Raw genomic sequence first — 15,252 nt, forward strand, 5'->3', positions numbered from 1 at the left:
AAATTGTTGATCTCGACAAAACTGTCCGGACGGACCGGATGCGCCAAGGGGCCGTTGTCTTCGCGGAACTGATGCGCGCGCAGGACCATGGCATCGTCGATCCGTTTGACCGCATGACTGCGCATATCGCCGGTGAACTGCTGGTCGCGGAACACCGTCAAACCCTCTTTCAGGCACAGCTGGAACCAGTCACGGCAGGTGATCCGGTTGCCGGTCCAGTTGTGGAAATATTCATGGGCAATGATCGCCTCGATCCGCTCGAAATCCGCGTCGGTGGCGGTTTCGGGCGAGGCAAGCACGGCAGAGGCGTTGAAGATGTTCAGACCCTTGTTCTCCATCGCGCCCATGTTGAAATCATCGACCGCGACGATGTTGAACAGATCAAGATCGTATTCGCGGCCATAGACCTCTTCATCCCACGCCATGGATTTTTTCAGCGCGTCCATGCCGAAGGCGCGCTTGGCCTCATCACCCCCGGGGCGGACCCAGATGTTCAGGTCAACCTTGCGGCCTGAGCGGGTGGTAAAACTGTCGGACAGAGCGACCAGATCACCGGCCACAAGTGCAAAAAGATACGCAGGCTTGGGCCAGGGATCGTGCCATTCGGCCCAACCCTCACCCTGTGCAACAGGATTCCCGTTCGAGAGCAGCACCGGCAGATCGCCCTCGATCCGTACAGTGAATACAGCCATCACATCGGGGCGGTCGGGATAGTAGGTAATCTTGCGAAAACCCTCGGCCTCGCATTGGGTGCAATACATGCCGTTGGACATATAGAGCCCTTCAAGCGATGTGTTGGTGCTGGGGCTGATCTCGACCTCGGCTTCAAAGACAAAGGGGGCGTCGGGTGCATTATAGCGCAGGCCCTCGGCGCTCAGATCAGGTGTGATCGGCGTGCCGTCAATCTTGGCACTGACAAAGCGCAGGTCCTGCCCATGCAGAAAGAATTCCTTGCTGGTGGCATCCGGGTTTGGCCGGAACGCGATGCGCGAGATGACACGCGTGTCGGTCGCGCCCAGTTTGAACGTCAGGTGGACACTGTCGACCAGATAGGCCGGCGGGGTGTAGTCGGACAGATAGATCGTCTGTGGGGCCGGGTTTTTCATGGTAGTATCCTTACTGGTTTGTCCAAAGCTAGGACGCCAAGTGCCGATGTTCCACCGTCAATCGGGTGCAATAAAATTTTTGATAAACCTTCCTCATGGTATATCTTCGTCCCATGCCCAAGATGCGCCGCAAAGCTGACCTGCCCCAAAAAACCTGTGCCACCTGTGGCCGGCCTTTTGCGTGGCGCAAGAAATGGGCCAAGGTCTGGGACGAGGTCCGCTATTGCTCGGATCGCTGCAAATCGGGGCGCACCGCCGCGCCAAGCTGATTTGCGCGCAGAAAACTTGCCGGTCTTTGTTGCCTATCGGAAACTTTCGCACTAACTCGTTGCCCGCAGGCATATGTGTGCCGCCGTATGCAGATCGCTGAGGGGAGATTGTTATGACAGACCGTATTGAAAAGCACGGGCTTAAGGTGGCCGCAGAGCTTGCCGATTTTATCGACGCGCGCGCGCTTGACGGAACGGGCCTCTCGAGTGACCAATTCTGGAAAGGCTTTGCCAGATTGGTCGAGAAAATGACCCCGCGCAACCGTGCTGCATTGGCCAAGCGTGAGGAACTGCAAGAAACCATCGACGCCTGGCATGTGGCCCGTCGTGGCGTGCAGCTGGACCGGACCGAATATGAGGCGTTCCTGCGCGAAATCGGGTATCTGGTTCCCGAAGGCGATGATTTCACGATTGAAACCGAAAACGTCGATCCAGAAATTGCGACGGTTCCCGGCCCCCAGCTTGTTGTGCCGATCACCAACGCGCGCTTTGCGCTGAACGCCGCCAATGCCCGCTGGGGCAGCCTTTATGATGCGTTTTACGGCACCGATGCGATGGGCGTGCAGCCCCCGAAAGGCCCCTATGACCGCGGCCACGGTGCCCGTGTTGTTGCCCGTGCCCGCGTCTTTCTTGATGAGGCATTTCCGATTGTCGGAACCAGCCACGCCGATGTGTCGCGCTATTATGTCCATGACGGCGCTTTACTGGTGGATGACCAGCCGCTGCGCGAGCCCGAGAAATTCGTAGGCTACCGTGGCAACCCCAAAGCACCTGACGCGATTGTTCTGCGCAACCATGGCCTTCACGTGGAACTGGTCTTTGACCGCGCGCACCCCATTGGTAGCCGTGATCAGGCGCTGCTGGCGGATGTGCGACTGGAAAGTGCGGTTTCTGCGATCATGGATTGCGAAGACAGTGTGGCTTGTGTGGATGCCGAAGATAAGGTCGAAGCCTACAACAACTGGCTTGGCCTGATGCAGGGCAACCTGACGTCCGAGTTCGAAAAAGGCGGCAAGACCATGACCCGCCGTCTGGCTGACGATATCACCTATACTGCCGCTGGCGGGGGCGAACTGACCCTGAAAGGCCGCGCGCTCTTGTGGATCCGCAACGTGGGTCACCTGATGACGAACCCCGCGATCCTTGATGCCAACGGCGATGAGGTCTTCGAGGGGCTGATGGACGCGATGATCACCGTGATGATCGCGATGCATGACCTCAAGCGCGATGGCGGCAATTCGGCGCTGGGCTCGGTCTATGTCGTGAAACCCAAGATGCATGGCCCCGATGAAGTTGCCTTGACAAATGACATCTTTGAAATGGTCGAGGATGCGTTGGGCCTGCCGCGCGACACCGTCAAAATCGGCATCATGGACGAGGAACGCCGCACAACGGTGAACCTGAAAGAATGTATCCGTGCGGCCAAATCACGGGTGGCCTTTATCAACACAGGTTTCCTTGATCGTACCGGCGATGAAATTCACACCTCGATGGAGGCGGGGCCGTTCAGCCGTAAGGACTTTATCAAGCGCAAACAGTGGATTGGCGCCTACGAGGACCAGAACGTCGATATCGGTCTGGAATGCGGTTTCTCCGGCAAGGCGCAGATCGGCAAAGGTATGTGGGCCATGCCCGATATGATGGCGGGGATGCTGGAACAAAAGATTGCACATCCGCAATCCGGTGCAAACTGCGCGTGGGTGCCCAGCCCGACAGCGGCAACACTGCATGCGCTGCACTATCACAAGGTTGACGTGATGGCGGTGCAGGACAAGCTGCGCAAAGGCGGACGTCGCGCCTATGTGTCCTCGATTCTGGATATTCCGCTGGCGCAGTACCAGCGCTGGACAGACGCGCAGAAGATCAAGGAAGTTGAGAACAACGCCCAAGGTATTCTGGGCTACGTCGTGCGCTGGATTGATCAGGGCGTGGGCTGTTCCAAGGTGCCGGACATCAACAACGTCGGCCTGATGGAAGACCGCGCCACCTGCCGGATTTCCAGCCAGGCACTGGCCAACTGGCTGCACCATGATGTTGTGAGCGAAGAACAGGTGATGGAGGCGATGCGCAAGATGGCGGCAGTTGTTGACGAACAGAATGCCGGCGACCCTGCCTATCGTCCGATGGCCCCCGAATACAACGGGATTGCATTTCAGGCCGCCTGCGATCTGGTGTTCAAAGGCCGCATCCAGCCCTCAGGCTATACCGAACCTGTGCTGCACCAGCGCCGGTTGGAGCTCAAGGCGCAGCGCAATCATTGAAGACGCGTGGGTTTCACCCACCCTACGAGGAAAAACCAGATATGGCAGAGATTTCAGCAAACAAAGCCCGCACGATCATCCGCAAGGCGCTCGCCAAAGGTGACGAAATGGGGTTCAAACCACTTTCCGTTGTGATCCTTGATGCGGGGGGCCACGTCAAAGCGTTCGAACGCGCGGATGGTGCGGCCCCGGGGCGTTTCGGGATCGCGCATGGCAAGGCCTATGGGTCGGTCATGCTTGGCATGGCGGGCACCGCCCAGATGGCACGCGCCGAACAGCAGGCCTATTTCATGGCCGCTGTGAATGGCGTTTACGGCGGGCAGGTTGTGCCTGTGCCGGGTGGTGTTCTGGTGCGTGATAAACGCGGTGCCGTGATCGGTGCCGTTGGTGTCACCGGCGATACCTCGGACAATGATGTGATTGCCGCAATGGCAGGGATCGAGGCCGCTGGCCTGATCGGCGAAGCCTGATTTTCGTCAAAGCCCCGAAAATTTCGCATATGCTGCCGAAAAAAGCGGCATATGCGCCATGATGAGCGTTTCACCGTCCTGCACCATCTTTCAAACCCGCTACAGAAACGCTAGTTTCTCGGGGAATTGAAAGGGAACCTGATGGCGCGTCCAGTTGTAGGCATTATTTCGAATTCGCACCTGATCAACGACCAGTATCTGGTGCAGGGTGCTGGTGCGATGAACGTGCAGGCTTTGTCGCGGGTGTCCGGCGTTGTGCCGGTGATCATTCCTGTCGAGCCTGATCTGGTCCATATCGAGGAATTGATGACATCCTGCGACGGGTTGTTTTTCCCCGGCGGGCGGCCCAATGTGCACCCCGAAGAATACGGCGAAGAAGAGACCGAGGCGCACGGCACATTCGAGCGGAACCGCGACCGTCTGACATTGCCGCTCATCCGCGCCTGTGTTGCCCTTGGCCAACCGGTCATGGGTGTTTGCCTTGGTTTTCAGGAAATGAACGTCGCGATGGGGGGCTCGCTATACCCTGAAATCCGCGATCTGCCCGGGCGCGATAACCACCGCATGCCCCCCGATGGCACTTTGGAGGAAAAGTTCGAACTGCGCCATGAGGTCACGCTGACCGAAGGCGGGCCGTTTCACCGACTATTCGGCCGTCACAAAGTGATGACCAACACATTGCACGGGCAGGGCATCAAGGAACCGGGGCCGCGCATCGTGATTGACGGCCACGCGCCCGATGGCACGCCAGAGGCGATTTATGTCAAGGATGCGCCAGGGTTCACCATGTCGGTGCAATGGCATCCGGAATGGAATGCGGTAGATGATCCGGTGTCGCGGCCCCTGTTTGAGGCATTCGGCGATGCATGCCGCGCATGGGCATCCGGCGGGCTGCGCAAAGCAGGCTAAATGATTTCGATCAATAGGGCGTATTGCGCTTTTTGCTACGGTCCCACCAGCAGCAAGGAGCATCGCAATGAATATTCTGATCGCCTATGCCTCGACCGAGGGGCAAACCCGCAAAATCGCACGTTATGCCGCTGATTATCTGAACGGGCAGGGCCACACCGTCGAACTTGTCGGGGCAGAGGATGCCAAAGATGCGGAACTTGCCCGTTTTGATGCGGTTTTGCTGGCAGGGTCGGTTCACGCGGGCAAATATCAAAAACCGCTGGTGGCCTTGGCCAAGAATAAAGCGCGTGATCTGGAACACGTGCGATCTGCTTTTATGTCCGTCTCATTGGCCGCTGCCGGTGATGATCCCGATGATTGGCAAGGCTTGTCGGACTGCGTGACCCGATTTGCGGAAAAGACAGGCTGGACACCACCGACCGTGATGCATGTCGCGGGGGCGTTCCGTTTCTCGGAATATGACTTCTTCAAATCATGGGCGATGCGTTGGATCGCAGCGACAAAAGACCAAGAGGTGAAGCCGGGGGAAGACAAGGAATACACCGACTGGGCGGCACTGAAAAAGACACTTGATGGGTGGCTGGCAGGCGGGTAAACCCCGCCCGCGCCTTATAAAATCAAGTCAAAGGTCTTGATCAGCGGCAATTCACGCGCCCGCGTGCCCGTCAGATCGAACAAAGCGTTCCCCAAAGCAGGCATGGACGGCGGTGTGCCGGGCTCACCCGCACCGCCCATGAATGGGTTGGTTTCCAGCAGGCGCACCTCGAATTCCGGCACCGTATGCATCCGCATCGCGTCATAGTCATAGAAGTTGCCTTGCTCGACCATGCCATCGGTGAAGGTGATCTCTTCCTGCATCGCCGCAGAGAAACCGTAGATCGCCCCGGAAGTCATCTGCGCCTCAACGATACTTGGGTCCAGCACCGTGCCCAGATCAGCCGCGATCCAGCATTTGTTGATCCTGATGCCGCGCCCTGTGTCCTCCACCTCGACGACCTGCGCAACCGGCGTGCCGAACGAAAAGCTGAACGCCACACCGCGCCCGATATTGGCGGGCGTTTGGCCGGTCCAGCCTGACATCTCGCCCACCGCCGCGATCACGTCTGCAGAGGGGGCGTGTTCGGCGCGCGCCAGATCCAGCCGGAATTGCAGCGGGTCGGTGCCAGCGGCATGGGCCAACTCGTCAATGAAGGTATCCAGCATAAACCCGTTGATCGAGGCACCCACCGAGCGCCAGAACCCGATTGGGACGTCGATGTTTGTCAGGTGGCCGGCGATGCGGAAATGCGGGATCGCATAGGGTTGGTCTGCTGCGCCCTCCACATGCAGACGGTCAGGCCCGGGCGGGACCGCACCGGTCTGGCGCAGCGAAGAGCTGTGGAAAACCGAAGGTGCTGCGATCTTGCCGTCAACCAGCACGGCTTTGCCATCCTGAACCACACCGCGGAATTGCGCGATGGCTGCGGGTCGGTAAAAATCGCGCCGCATGTCCTCTTCACGGCTCCACACCATGCGGATCGGCGTGCCGGGCATTGCGGCGGCAATGCGCGCGGCAAGCACCGAGAAATCCATCTCGCCACGGCGGCCAAATCCGCCACCCAGATAGGTGGTATGAAGTGTGACCTGTTCCGGTGTCAGACCCACAGCCTTCGCACAGGCATCGCGGATCATCGTGGGCGCCTGATTGCCCGACCAGACTTCAAGCGCGTCACCGGTAAAGAGAGCTGTCGCGCTCATCGGTTCCATCGTTGCGTGGGCAAGCCAAGGAACATAGTATTCTGCCGTGATTTCAGTGCCTTCCACGGCGCTTGTGACGTCGCCATCATCGCGCACCATACTGTCGGCATCTTCATCGAGAGACGCGGCAATCGCCGCACGCAATCCGTCAGTGTCGGCTGGATAGTTCGCAGGCGTCCATGTGATATCAACGGCCTCGGCCGCCTGCATCGCAAGCCATGTATTGCTGGCAATCACCGCGATCCCGTCGCCCAGATCAACAATCGCCTCGACCCCGTCCATGTCGCGGGCGGCGCTGTCGTCATAGCTGTCCATCCCCGCACGCGTCGGGCTCATACGGACAGTGGCGAATTTCATGCCGTCCAATTTGGTGTCGGTGGCAAACTTAGCCGTTCCGGTAACTTTTCCAACCATATCCAGACGCGGCATGGATTTGCCCAGATATTTCCATGTTGCCGGATCACGTAGTTCCACATCGGGAGGCGTAATATCACGCAGTGCCTCGGCCAGATCACTATAGGCGATGGTCGTGCCATCGGGGGCAATTACGTTGCTGTTTTCGGTCCGCAGGTCGCTGGCAGGCACGCCGAGTTGTGCGCTTGCCGCCAGTTTCAGCGCCTCGCGCGCAGACGCGCCCGCATGGCGCATCCGCTCGTAGAAATCCTTCATAGAGGTCGATCCGCCGGTCGCCTGCAAGTCAAGCAATTTGCCGACTTTGCCGACCTGTTCGCGCATCGCGTGCTTGAAAGGCGTGTCCTTGTAATGCGCGCCGGGGATCGCCATGCCAAGAAAGACCGAGTTGTAATAGGCCTGTGCCGGCGGGCCATGCAGCACGGTGATGTCTTCCCATGCCAAGTCCAGTTCTTCGGCGGCCAATGCCGCCAGCGTGGTCTGCACCCCTTGGCCCATTTCCGCACGTGGTGCGATCAGGGTGACACCGTCACGGGTGATCAGCACGAAAGGGTTCAGCGTCGCCTCGCCGTCGCCAGCCACCAGCGGGTTCGGCGCGTCCTTGTTGATCTGATAGATGCCAAAGGCGGCACCGCCCACGATCGCGGCAGAGCCGATCAGGAATGTCCGGCGGGCGATTGTCTTGATACGGCCCATGCTATGTCTCCTCTGACAGGCGCTGGGCGGCATCTTTGATCGCCGCGCGGATACGGGGGTAGGTGCCGCAGCGGCACAGATTGCCCTGCATCGCGTCGTCAATGTCTTGGTCGGTCGGCTGGGGTGTTTGCGCCAGAAGGGCCGCCGCGTTCATGATCTGGCCCGACTGGCAATACCCGCATTGCGCCACCTGATGATCAGCCCAGGCCTGCTGGATCGTGGCCATCGCGTCGGGGGTGCCAAGTCCTTCGATCGTTGTCACCTCGCCCCAGACATCGGCCAAAGCCACCTGACAAGAACGCACCGCTTCGCCATCAATATGCACGGTACAGGCGCCACAGGCCGCCACGCCACAACCGAACTTTGTACCTGTCAGCCCGATCTCGTCGCGCAAGACCCACAGTAGAGGCACATTTTCAGGTAAATCCACGTCATGCGCGGTGCCGTTGATGGTGAGGCGGGTGGCCATAATGTTGCTCCGAATGTGAACTAATTAGTTTAGTTTAGGTCAGATATTTGTCCCGTGCAATGGGCTGTGTCGTGGCGTCATTTACGCAAGACGCAACCCCTTGATGTCACCCAGAAGTGCGGGAATTCTATCCTTGAACCGGAAGAACCCGTGTGTGGCATGCGGCCAGGCCGCACTATCATAAGGCCGGATGATTTTGCAGAGACGGACATCCTTCAGCGCATCACGCGTCGGGCCGGTTGGAATGTAGGGGGTGACGATTTGCTCGATGTTATGCGCCGCCGCCCAATCCGACACAGTTTCGGGCGTGACCTGCGCGATTGACCCCAGTTTGTCGGCATAGCGCGCTGCTGCATCTTTTTGTGCATCAGCCACAAAGGCCGTGACACGGTCGCTGACGGTCAAGGGGCTGCGTGCCGCCGTTGTTTGCACCATCGCAACTGCATGTGGGTTGGCCTGCTGTGCCAGCCATCCCGGAGACAGGTCTTCGTCGGTGATCAAGAGCCCCGTGCGCAAAGCGGAGTCAACGCTATCCGACACAGGCACAGCCCCGCGTGGCGGCGCGGGTGGCCCTTCCAACGGTGCCGCAAAAGTCGCAAGGCCCTTGGGGTCAAACCGCCCTTCGGTGTATTTCGCAATATTGTCAGGTCGCGCCAGGTACGTTTTCCCAACCGTCTGCAGCCCGCCGACCCATCGCCAGGACAGGGTATTCGAGGCCGGATCGCCGTCCAGAAGATGCCGCATGAAAAAATCCGCGCCCAAGGCCCATGGCAGGCGCAAGGTGAATATCCAGATCGAGGCAAACCACATCCGCGCGTGATTATGCAGATATCCGGTGTCCGCCAACTGCCGCGCCCAGTGATCAAAGCAATCAATGCCGGTCTCGCCCTTGCAGGCCGCTTCCCAATCCTGTCGCAGACCGCTTTCTGTCTGGACGCGGTTCAATGCGCCGTTCAGATCGGCGCGATACATGTCCCAGACGGCAGGGCGCAATTCAAGCCAGCCCTTCCAATAGGTCCGCCAATAGACCTCTTGGATGAATTTCTCGGCCGCAGTGGCGCTATGGCGGGCCAGAACGGTCTTGAGCACGTCTTCTTCGGTGATCATCCGGTGCCGGATATAGGGCGACAGGGCCGACACATGCGCCACATCATCATAATTGCGTTTGCCCGCATAATCACGGCCCGCCTTGGGAGCGAAGGTGTTCAGGCGGGACAGGGCTGCGGCATAAGTGGGATCAAACATGGATCAGAGCTAAGCCGCGCGTTCGGGCTTTCAAGCGACAGTCTGTCGCGAATATCGCTGTGGTGTTCTTGACACCGGCGAAAGGGCAGGACAACGCTGCCCGCATGGTTGATTTACGCCCCGTGGGATATGTGATCGGTCTGCTGGTGGCATCGCTTGGCCTGACCATGCTGGTCCCATTGGCGATTGATCTACTGGCAGGCAATGGACATTGGTTTGTCTTCTTCGAAAGCGCGGTCATCACGATCGTGACCGGAGGTCTGATTGCGCTTGCCTGCGCGAACGGCGTGTCGGAAGGGCTCAGCCTGCGTCAGACATTTCTGCTGACGTCGCTTGTCTGGCTGACGCTGCCATTGTTCGGGGCAATCCCCTTTATGCTGGGCGCGACAGAGGCCAGTTTTACGAACGCTTTTTTTGAAGCGATGTCCGGCCTGACAACCACAGGGGCCACAGTGTTGACAGGGATCGAAAACCTGCCTGACGGGCTCAAGCTTTGGCGCGGTATCCTGCAATGGCTGGGTGGGGTGGGGATCATTGTGGTCGCGATGGTCTTTCTGCCCGAATTACGCGTGGGTGGGATGCAGATTTTCCGGTCAGAGGCTTTTGATACGATGGGAAAAATCCTGCCCCGTGCAGGCCAGATCGCAAGCCGTATTTCCGTAATCTACATCATCCTGACGTTCAGTTGCGCGCTGGCCTATTCCGCAACCGGCATGTTGCCATTTGATGCAATCGTTCACGCGATGACCACGGTTTCGACAGGGGGAATGGCGAATTCTGATGCGTCTTTCGGGCTTTACGGGGCGGGCGCGCATTACGTCAGTGTGGTCTTTATGATCCTCGCGGCATTGCCGTTTGTGCGCTACGTTCAGCTGATAGCTGGCACGGCCAAGCCGCTCTGGCGTGATACGCAAATTCACACTTTTTTGTGGATTGTGCTCGTGACGGTTCTGCTGATGACCTCTTGGGTCTGGGGACGTGAAGGGGTCATGTCCGAGATCGCATTTCGTGAAGCGCTGTTTAACATCACGTCGATTATTTCAGGGACCGGCTATTCCAGTGCGGATTACATGACATGGGGAACCTTCCCTGTTGTCTTGTTCTTCTTCATCGGATTGATCGGCGGCTGCGCGGGCTCGACGTCCTGTTCTGTCAAGGTTTTCCGCTATCAGCTGGTTTTTGCTGCGATCAAAAGCCAGATCCGGCAAATCCATTCCCCTCATGGAATGTTCACACCACGCTATGACGGCCGCCCTGTCGGTGATGATGTGCTGAACTCGGTGATCGCCTTTCTGGTGGCATTCATTCTGGCTTTGGGTGCCACTTCGGTCCTGCTGGGGCTGACAGGGCTTGATTTCATTACCTCGGTTTCGGGGGCTGCCGCAGCAATTGGCAATATCGGCCCGGGGCTTGGGACCGAAATCGGACCGGCAGGGAACTATGCCAATATCAACGATACCGCGAAATGGATTTTGGCGATTGCCATGTTTGTGGGCCGCTTGGAAATCATGGTAGTGCTGACGATCCTCACGATCAAATTCTGGAGAAACTGACGATGACAACACGTCCGCTTGGCGCGCAAATCTCACATATGCTGAAAGATCGTGGGGTCGATACGATCTTCGGCATCCCCGGTGTGCATAATCAGGAAATGTATCGCGGGATTGAAGAGGCGGGGATCACCCATGTGCTGGCGCGCCACGAGCAGGGGGCGGGTTTCATGGCCGATGGCTATGCCCGTGCGACGGGCAAGGTGGGGGTGGCCTATGTGATCTCGGGCCCGGGCCTCTGCAACATCATGACCCCGATGGGGCAGGCCTATTCCGACAGCGTGCCGATGCTGGTGATATCGTCGGTACTCGACGAGACAGAGGCCAAACGCGGCCAGCTGCACCAGATGAAAGATCAGGAAGGGGCGGCGGCGACGGTCTGTGACTGGTCCGTGACCGCGCGGTCGGCCGAGGCGAGCTATCAGTTGATTGACCGCGCACTGACCGAACTTTCGACCGGTGTGCCAGCGCCCAAATACATCCAGGTTCCGATTGCGCAGCTCGAAGCCAATGCCGCCCCCGCGCCAGAGCGTGCGGATGAGTGGCCCTCCCGACCCGAAGCGGCACCGTTGCAGCGGATCTCCCTAATCGACCGGCTGAACGCGTCCAAGCGCCCGCTTTTTATTTTTGGCGGTGGCGCGGCACGGGGTGTCGACCGCTGGTATCCGCATTTCCAGCGTTTGAACGCGGCCTCTTTCACCACCTACGCCGGACGCGGGATCATCCCCGATGACAGCCCGCTGCACTTTGGCGCAACGCTTGCCCGTACCGGCAGCGAGGCCGTGATCGCCTCGGCTGATCTTGTGGTCGCTGTCGGCACGCGGCTGAGCGAGGTTGATCTGTGGCGCGATCATCTGGGCCATACTGCGCCACTGGTCCGGATTGATCTGGACCCTGAGAGCCTTTCAGATCGCCACAATGCCGATACCCGCATCCTTGCGGATGCCAGCGCGCATCTGACCGAAAGCCTGATCCAGTTGGAAGGTGTCAAACAGACCGGATGGACCGCCGAAGAGGTCAAATCCACCCGTGCCCGCTGGCGGGCCGAGCTTGACGCCGAACGGCCCGGGATACTGCCTGTGGCCGATGCGCTGAAGGCTGCGGTGCCAGCTGATACGATGTTCTACTCCGACATGACCCAATTCGCCTATGCCGCGAAAGAGGTCTATCCGATGGACCGCCCCGGCCATTGGCACCACCCCTACGGTTTCGGCACACTGGGTTATGCGCTGCCTGCGGCCATTGGCGGCAAGATCGGGGTTGGCGACCAGCCGGTCGTTGCAATTCTCGGTGACTATGGCTTTCAATACACCGTGCAGGAACTGGCTGTCGCGGTTGAACTGGGCCTTACCCTGCCCATTATCATCTGGGACAACGGCAAGTTAGGCGAGATCGAGGACAGCATGGTGCGCGCCCAGATCGCGCCGAACGCGGTGATCCAGCGCAACCCTGATTTTCTCAAGCTCGCAGAGGCGTACGGCGCCGCAGCAATCCAGCCTGCAAATCTGGACGCATTCAAAGTGGCCGTTCAGAGGGCCCTTGCAACCAAAGGCCCGACTGTTATTCGTGTGATGTCGGATATCGCGCTTACCAGCAGCTCACCAACACGGTGACATTCGCGGCTTTTTCGGTCAGTGCATGGGCTGATAGGGCAGGGCCTGCATCATTGCGCACAGGCGTGATGTTCAACGTCTCAAGCGTTGCTGCGATCATCTCGGCGTCCAGCGCAAATTGCACATCTGCTGGCAGGGCCTGACCGCCATCGCCATTGCGGGGCAACAGCATGCCCAGCACATTGCCGCCCTGATCCAGTACAGGACCGCCCGCATTGCTGGGCTGGGTCGCGACCGAGAGGCGCGCGATCCGGTCATCACCCGTCAGGTCGCGGATATCTTCCAGCGTGCCAAAGGTCAGTGTCGGTGCATTCAGGGCGCCGTTGTAAGGGTAGCCCGCTACTGCCACCGGATCTTTCAGGCGCGGTGTCCGCGGTTGGAACGCAGCGACTTCGATAGGGGACAAGGCCTCAAGCGGGCGCAGGAGCGCAAAGCCTAGAGCGGGGTCGCTGACCACCACTTCAGCCTCTGTATCGCGGTCAAAGGTAATCCGCGCGCAACTCTCCACCGCTTCGGGGGTGGTCAGGACGAGGCCATCGCGCGACACATAAAACCCGGACCGTGACAGTTTCGGCTGCCGCACCGAAAGCCCCGCGATCATGTCAATGGACTGATCCTCACTGGCAGGCACAAGGTTCGGATCAAGCGTGCCGTCCAGCCGCGTGAAACTGGAGGTCATCAGATCCAGCACCCGCGCACGACGCCGGTCGTCACCTTCGGGCCAGACCAGCACAAAGCCCTTGATCTCGCCGTCTTGCAAGCTGGCAGTGGCATAGGAATGGATACCGTCGCCGATCCCTTCAATGGTAAAGCTATTGCCCTGCAAACTGCGCGGTCCTTCGGTCGGCATGATGTCGACCACCTGCAAAACCTCGTAAAGCCCTGTCAGACGTCCCGCGTCACCCGTTTGCGAGATCATCAGCACCCGCGCGGCAGAGAGATCGCCCCGACCATCGTATTGGGCAAAGGGTGGCTGATACTCTGCGAAGGTCACCGCGGCCGTAGGCAGTTTCATTTGAATACCTGCGGCATCGTCACGCACAAGCTGCATACCCAGATCGGCGATCACAGCATTATATTGCAACAACAACAGCGCGCGCTGGCGGGCCGTCAAAACGCCTGTCGGCTCTTGGTTATAGGCGGTTTGCCACGCGGCCATCGCACTGCGGGTGCCGCGCCCAAATGCGCCATCAATTGCTGAATTGTAGAATCCGGCCCAACGTAGCGCCAATTGCAATTCCTCGCGGGCCTCACGTGGTAAAGCGGCCTCGGATGCGCGGGCCTGGCTGAGTGTTTCTTCGGGTGCGGTCACGTCCATCTGCGGCAGGGCAGGTAGCTCTGGTGCGCGGTCCGGTGCGGTTGACACAGTGGATGCTTGCGTGCCGCCGATGGGCCAGAATTGCTGCTCAAAGCGGCGTCCGTTTTGCAGGTAGCTGTCAGAGGGGATTTGTCCGCTGCTCAGCAAGCGGGATAACTCGGCGCGGGCAAGACTTTCGCTATAGGGCCCCAGCACAATGCCATAGAAGCCGCGCCCCAGATAATACCCCTCAACATCGTCAAAACTGCGCGCGTAAAAGCGTGCGCGCTCGGTCGCCTCGGTCAGTGTCTGGCGCGCCTCGATCTGGACCCAATAGCGGCCCTGTGCCTGGGCCTGCATGGCAGAAGCGAAAAGTATTAAAGCTGTGACAAAAGCCCTGAACATCGAAAAACCTCGGAAGTAAAAAGTGTTTAGCTTGTGGTGGCGGCCAATATGCTGCTGTGCAAGCCAAACTCTGCGCGAACCGCGCGGCAAAGCGCAAAAAAATCTGCAGGCGTTGCCCAATTGACCCTGTCGGCCCAGCACCCTATTGAGCGCACAAAGCACAGGAGGGTTTTGAGATGGCAGACAAACCACGCAGTTTTCAGGAAATCATCCTGCGGCTTCAGACATATTGGGCCGGCAAAGGCTGTGCGATCCTGCAACCTTACGACATGGAAGTGGGTGCGGGCACATTTCACCCCGCCACGACCCTGCGCGCGCTGGGCAGCAAGCCTTGGGCGGCAGCCTATGTGCAGCCGTCGCGCCGTCCGACCGATGGCCGCTATGGTGAAAACCCCAACCGTTTGCAGCATTATTACCAGTATCAGGTGCTGATCAAACCATCGCCGCCTGACATGCAGGACCTCTATCTTGGCTCACTGGAAGCCATCGGCATTGATGCCACCCTGCACGATATCCGCTTTGTCGAGGATGACTGGGAGAGCCCGACGCTGGGCGCATGGGGCCTGGGCTGGGAAGTCTGGTGCGACGGCATGGAAGTCAGCCAGTTCACCTATTTCCAACAGGTCGGCGGGCATGATTGCAAACCGGTCTCGGGCGAGCTGACCTATGGCTTGGAACGTCTGGCGATGTATGTGCTGGGTGTGGACCATGTTATGGACATGCCCTTCAACGATCCGCAGACGCCGATCCCGCTGACCTACGGCGATATCTTCAGGCAGACCGAGCAGGAATACTCGCGCTGGAACTTTGA

General features: G+C 59.1%; 13 protein-coding genes. 8 read left to right on the forward strand and 5 right to left on the reverse strand.

Annotated elements, in window-relative coordinates:
* Positions 1 to 1,106, reverse strand: a 1,106-nt coding sequence (locus VGP75_RS08970; protein ID WP_327543332.1) for a M1 family aminopeptidase, incomplete at its 3' end; no start/stop codon positions are given.
* A gap of 113 nt (positions 1,107 to 1,219) precedes the next feature.
* On the opposite strand from VGP75_RS08970, the gene VGP75_RS08975 reads away from it, so the two are divergent.
* From VGP75_RS08975 to VGP75_RS08995, 5 genes are all read left to right on the forward strand, one after another.
* A complete protein-coding gene (locus tag VGP75_RS08975; protein WP_327543333.1) occupies positions 1,220 to 1,375 on the forward strand; it encodes a DUF2256 domain-containing protein in 156 nt (51 codons plus the stop codon).
* A gap of 113 nt (positions 1,376 to 1,488) precedes the next feature.
* Positions 1,489 to 3,636: a malate synthase G gene (locus VGP75_RS08980; RefSeq protein ID WP_327543334.1), complete on the forward strand. Its 2,148-nt coding sequence runs from the start codon at positions 1,489 to 1,491 to the stop codon at positions 3,634 to 3,636.
* Between the two features lie 41 nt (positions 3,637 to 3,677).
* Entirely contained in the window at positions 3,678 to 4,106 is a 429-nt protein-coding gene (locus tag VGP75_RS08985) for a GlcG/HbpS family heme-binding protein (protein WP_055292099.1), read from the forward strand.
* Positions 4,107 to 4,247: 141 nt separating this feature from the next.
* Positions 4,248 to 5,015, forward strand: coding sequence for a gamma-glutamyl-gamma-aminobutyrate hydrolase family protein (locus VGP75_RS08990; protein WP_327543335.1), 768 nt, complete (start codon positions 4,248 to 4,250; stop codon positions 5,013 to 5,015).
* Positions 5,016 to 5,082: 67 nt separating this feature from the next.
* Complete coding sequence (locus VGP75_RS08995; protein WP_327543336.1) at positions 5,083 to 5,613, forward strand: flavodoxin domain-containing protein; 531 nt, start codon at positions 5,083 to 5,085, stop codon at positions 5,611 to 5,613.
* Between the two features lie 14 nt (positions 5,614 to 5,627).
* Here VGP75_RS08995 and VGP75_RS09000 read toward each other — a convergent pair whose 3' ends face one another.
* From VGP75_RS09000 to VGP75_RS09010, 3 genes are all read right to left on the reverse strand, one after another.
* Positions 5,628 to 7,862: a xanthine dehydrogenase family protein molybdopterin-binding subunit gene (locus tag VGP75_RS09000; RefSeq protein ID WP_327543337.1), complete on the reverse strand. Its 2,235-nt coding sequence runs from the start codon at positions 7,860 to 7,862 to the stop codon at positions 5,628 to 5,630.
* Between the two features lies 1 nt (position 7,863).
* Positions 7,864 to 8,331 (reverse strand): (2Fe-2S)-binding protein, encoded by a 468-nt coding sequence (locus tag VGP75_RS09005; RefSeq protein WP_327543338.1) that lies wholly within the window; start codon positions 8,329 to 8,331, stop codon positions 7,864 to 7,866.
* Positions 8,332 to 8,412: 81 nt separating this feature from the next.
* A complete protein-coding gene (locus VGP75_RS09010) occupies positions 8,413 to 9,576 on the reverse strand; it encodes an FAD-binding domain-containing protein (RefSeq protein ID WP_327543339.1) in 1,164 nt (387 codons plus the stop codon).
* Positions 9,577 to 9,680: 104 nt separating this feature from the next.
* On the opposite strand from VGP75_RS09010, the gene VGP75_RS09015 reads away from it, so the two are divergent.
* Entirely contained in the window at positions 9,681 to 11,129 is a 1,449-nt protein-coding gene (locus VGP75_RS09015) for a TrkH family potassium uptake protein (RefSeq protein ID WP_327543340.1), read from the forward strand.
* A gap of 2 nt (positions 11,130 to 11,131) precedes the next feature.
* A complete protein-coding gene (locus VGP75_RS09020; protein WP_327543341.1) occupies positions 11,132 to 12,739 on the forward strand; it encodes a thiamine pyrophosphate-binding protein in 1,608 nt (535 codons plus the stop codon).
* Here VGP75_RS09020 and VGP75_RS09025 read toward each other — a convergent pair.
* Positions 12,714 to 14,441, reverse strand: a complete 1,728-nt coding sequence (locus VGP75_RS09025; protein WP_327543342.1) for a serine protease — start codon at positions 14,439 to 14,441, stop codon at positions 12,714 to 12,716. The two genes, VGP75_RS09020 and VGP75_RS09025, sit on opposite strands and share 26 nt — an antisense overlap.
* Before the next feature lie 176 nt (positions 14,442 to 14,617).
* Here VGP75_RS09025 and VGP75_RS09030 point away from each other — a divergent pair.
* Positions 14,618 to 15,252, forward strand: a 635-nt coding sequence (locus VGP75_RS09030) for a glycine--tRNA ligase subunit alpha (protein WP_327543343.1), incomplete at its 3' end; no start/stop codon positions are given.

Origin of the sequence: Yoonia sp., assembly GCF_036007805.1 — a bacterium.
Lineage (GTDB): Bacteria > Pseudomonadota > Alphaproteobacteria > Rhodobacterales > Rhodobacteraceae > Yoonia.

Bases quoted from the DNA above. Each gene is read 5' to 3' on its own strand.
- VGP75_RS08975 (WP_327543333.1), top strand. From the start codon at position 1,220: ATGCCCAAGATGCGCCGCAAAGCTGACCTGCCCCAAAAAACCTGTGCC.
- VGP75_RS08980 (WP_327543334.1), top strand. From the start codon at position 1,489: ATGACAGACCGTATTGAAAAGCACGGGCTTAAGGTGGCCGCAGAGCTT.
- VGP75_RS08985 (WP_055292099.1), top strand. From the start codon at position 3,678: ATGGCAGAGATTTCAGCAAACAAAGCCCGCACGATCATCCGCAAGGCG.
- VGP75_RS08990 (WP_327543335.1), top strand. From the start codon at position 4,248: ATGGCGCGTCCAGTTGTAGGCATTATTTCGAATTCGCACCTGATCAAC.
- VGP75_RS08995 (WP_327543336.1), top strand. From the start codon at position 5,083: ATGAATATTCTGATCGCCTATGCCTCGACCGAGGGGCAAACCCGCAAA.
- VGP75_RS09000 (WP_327543337.1), bottom strand. From the start codon at position 7,862: ATGGGCCGTATCAAGACAATCGCCCGCCGGACATTCCTGATCGGCTCT.
- VGP75_RS09005 (WP_327543338.1), bottom strand. From the start codon at position 8,331: ATGGCCACCCGCCTCACCATCAACGGCACCGCGCATGACGTGGATTTA.
- VGP75_RS09010 (WP_327543339.1), bottom strand. From the start codon at position 9,576: ATGTTTGATCCCACTTATGCCGCAGCCCTGTCCCGCCTGAACACCTTC.
- VGP75_RS09015 (WP_327543340.1), top strand. From the start codon at position 9,681: ATGGTTGATTTACGCCCCGTGGGATATGTGATCGGTCTGCTGGTGGCA.
- VGP75_RS09020 (WP_327543341.1), top strand. From the start codon at position 11,132: ATGACAACACGTCCGCTTGGCGCGCAAATCTCACATATGCTGAAAGAT.
- VGP75_RS09025 (WP_327543342.1), bottom strand. From the start codon at position 14,441: ATGTTCAGGGCTTTTGTCACAGCTTTAATACTTTTCGCTTCTGCCATG.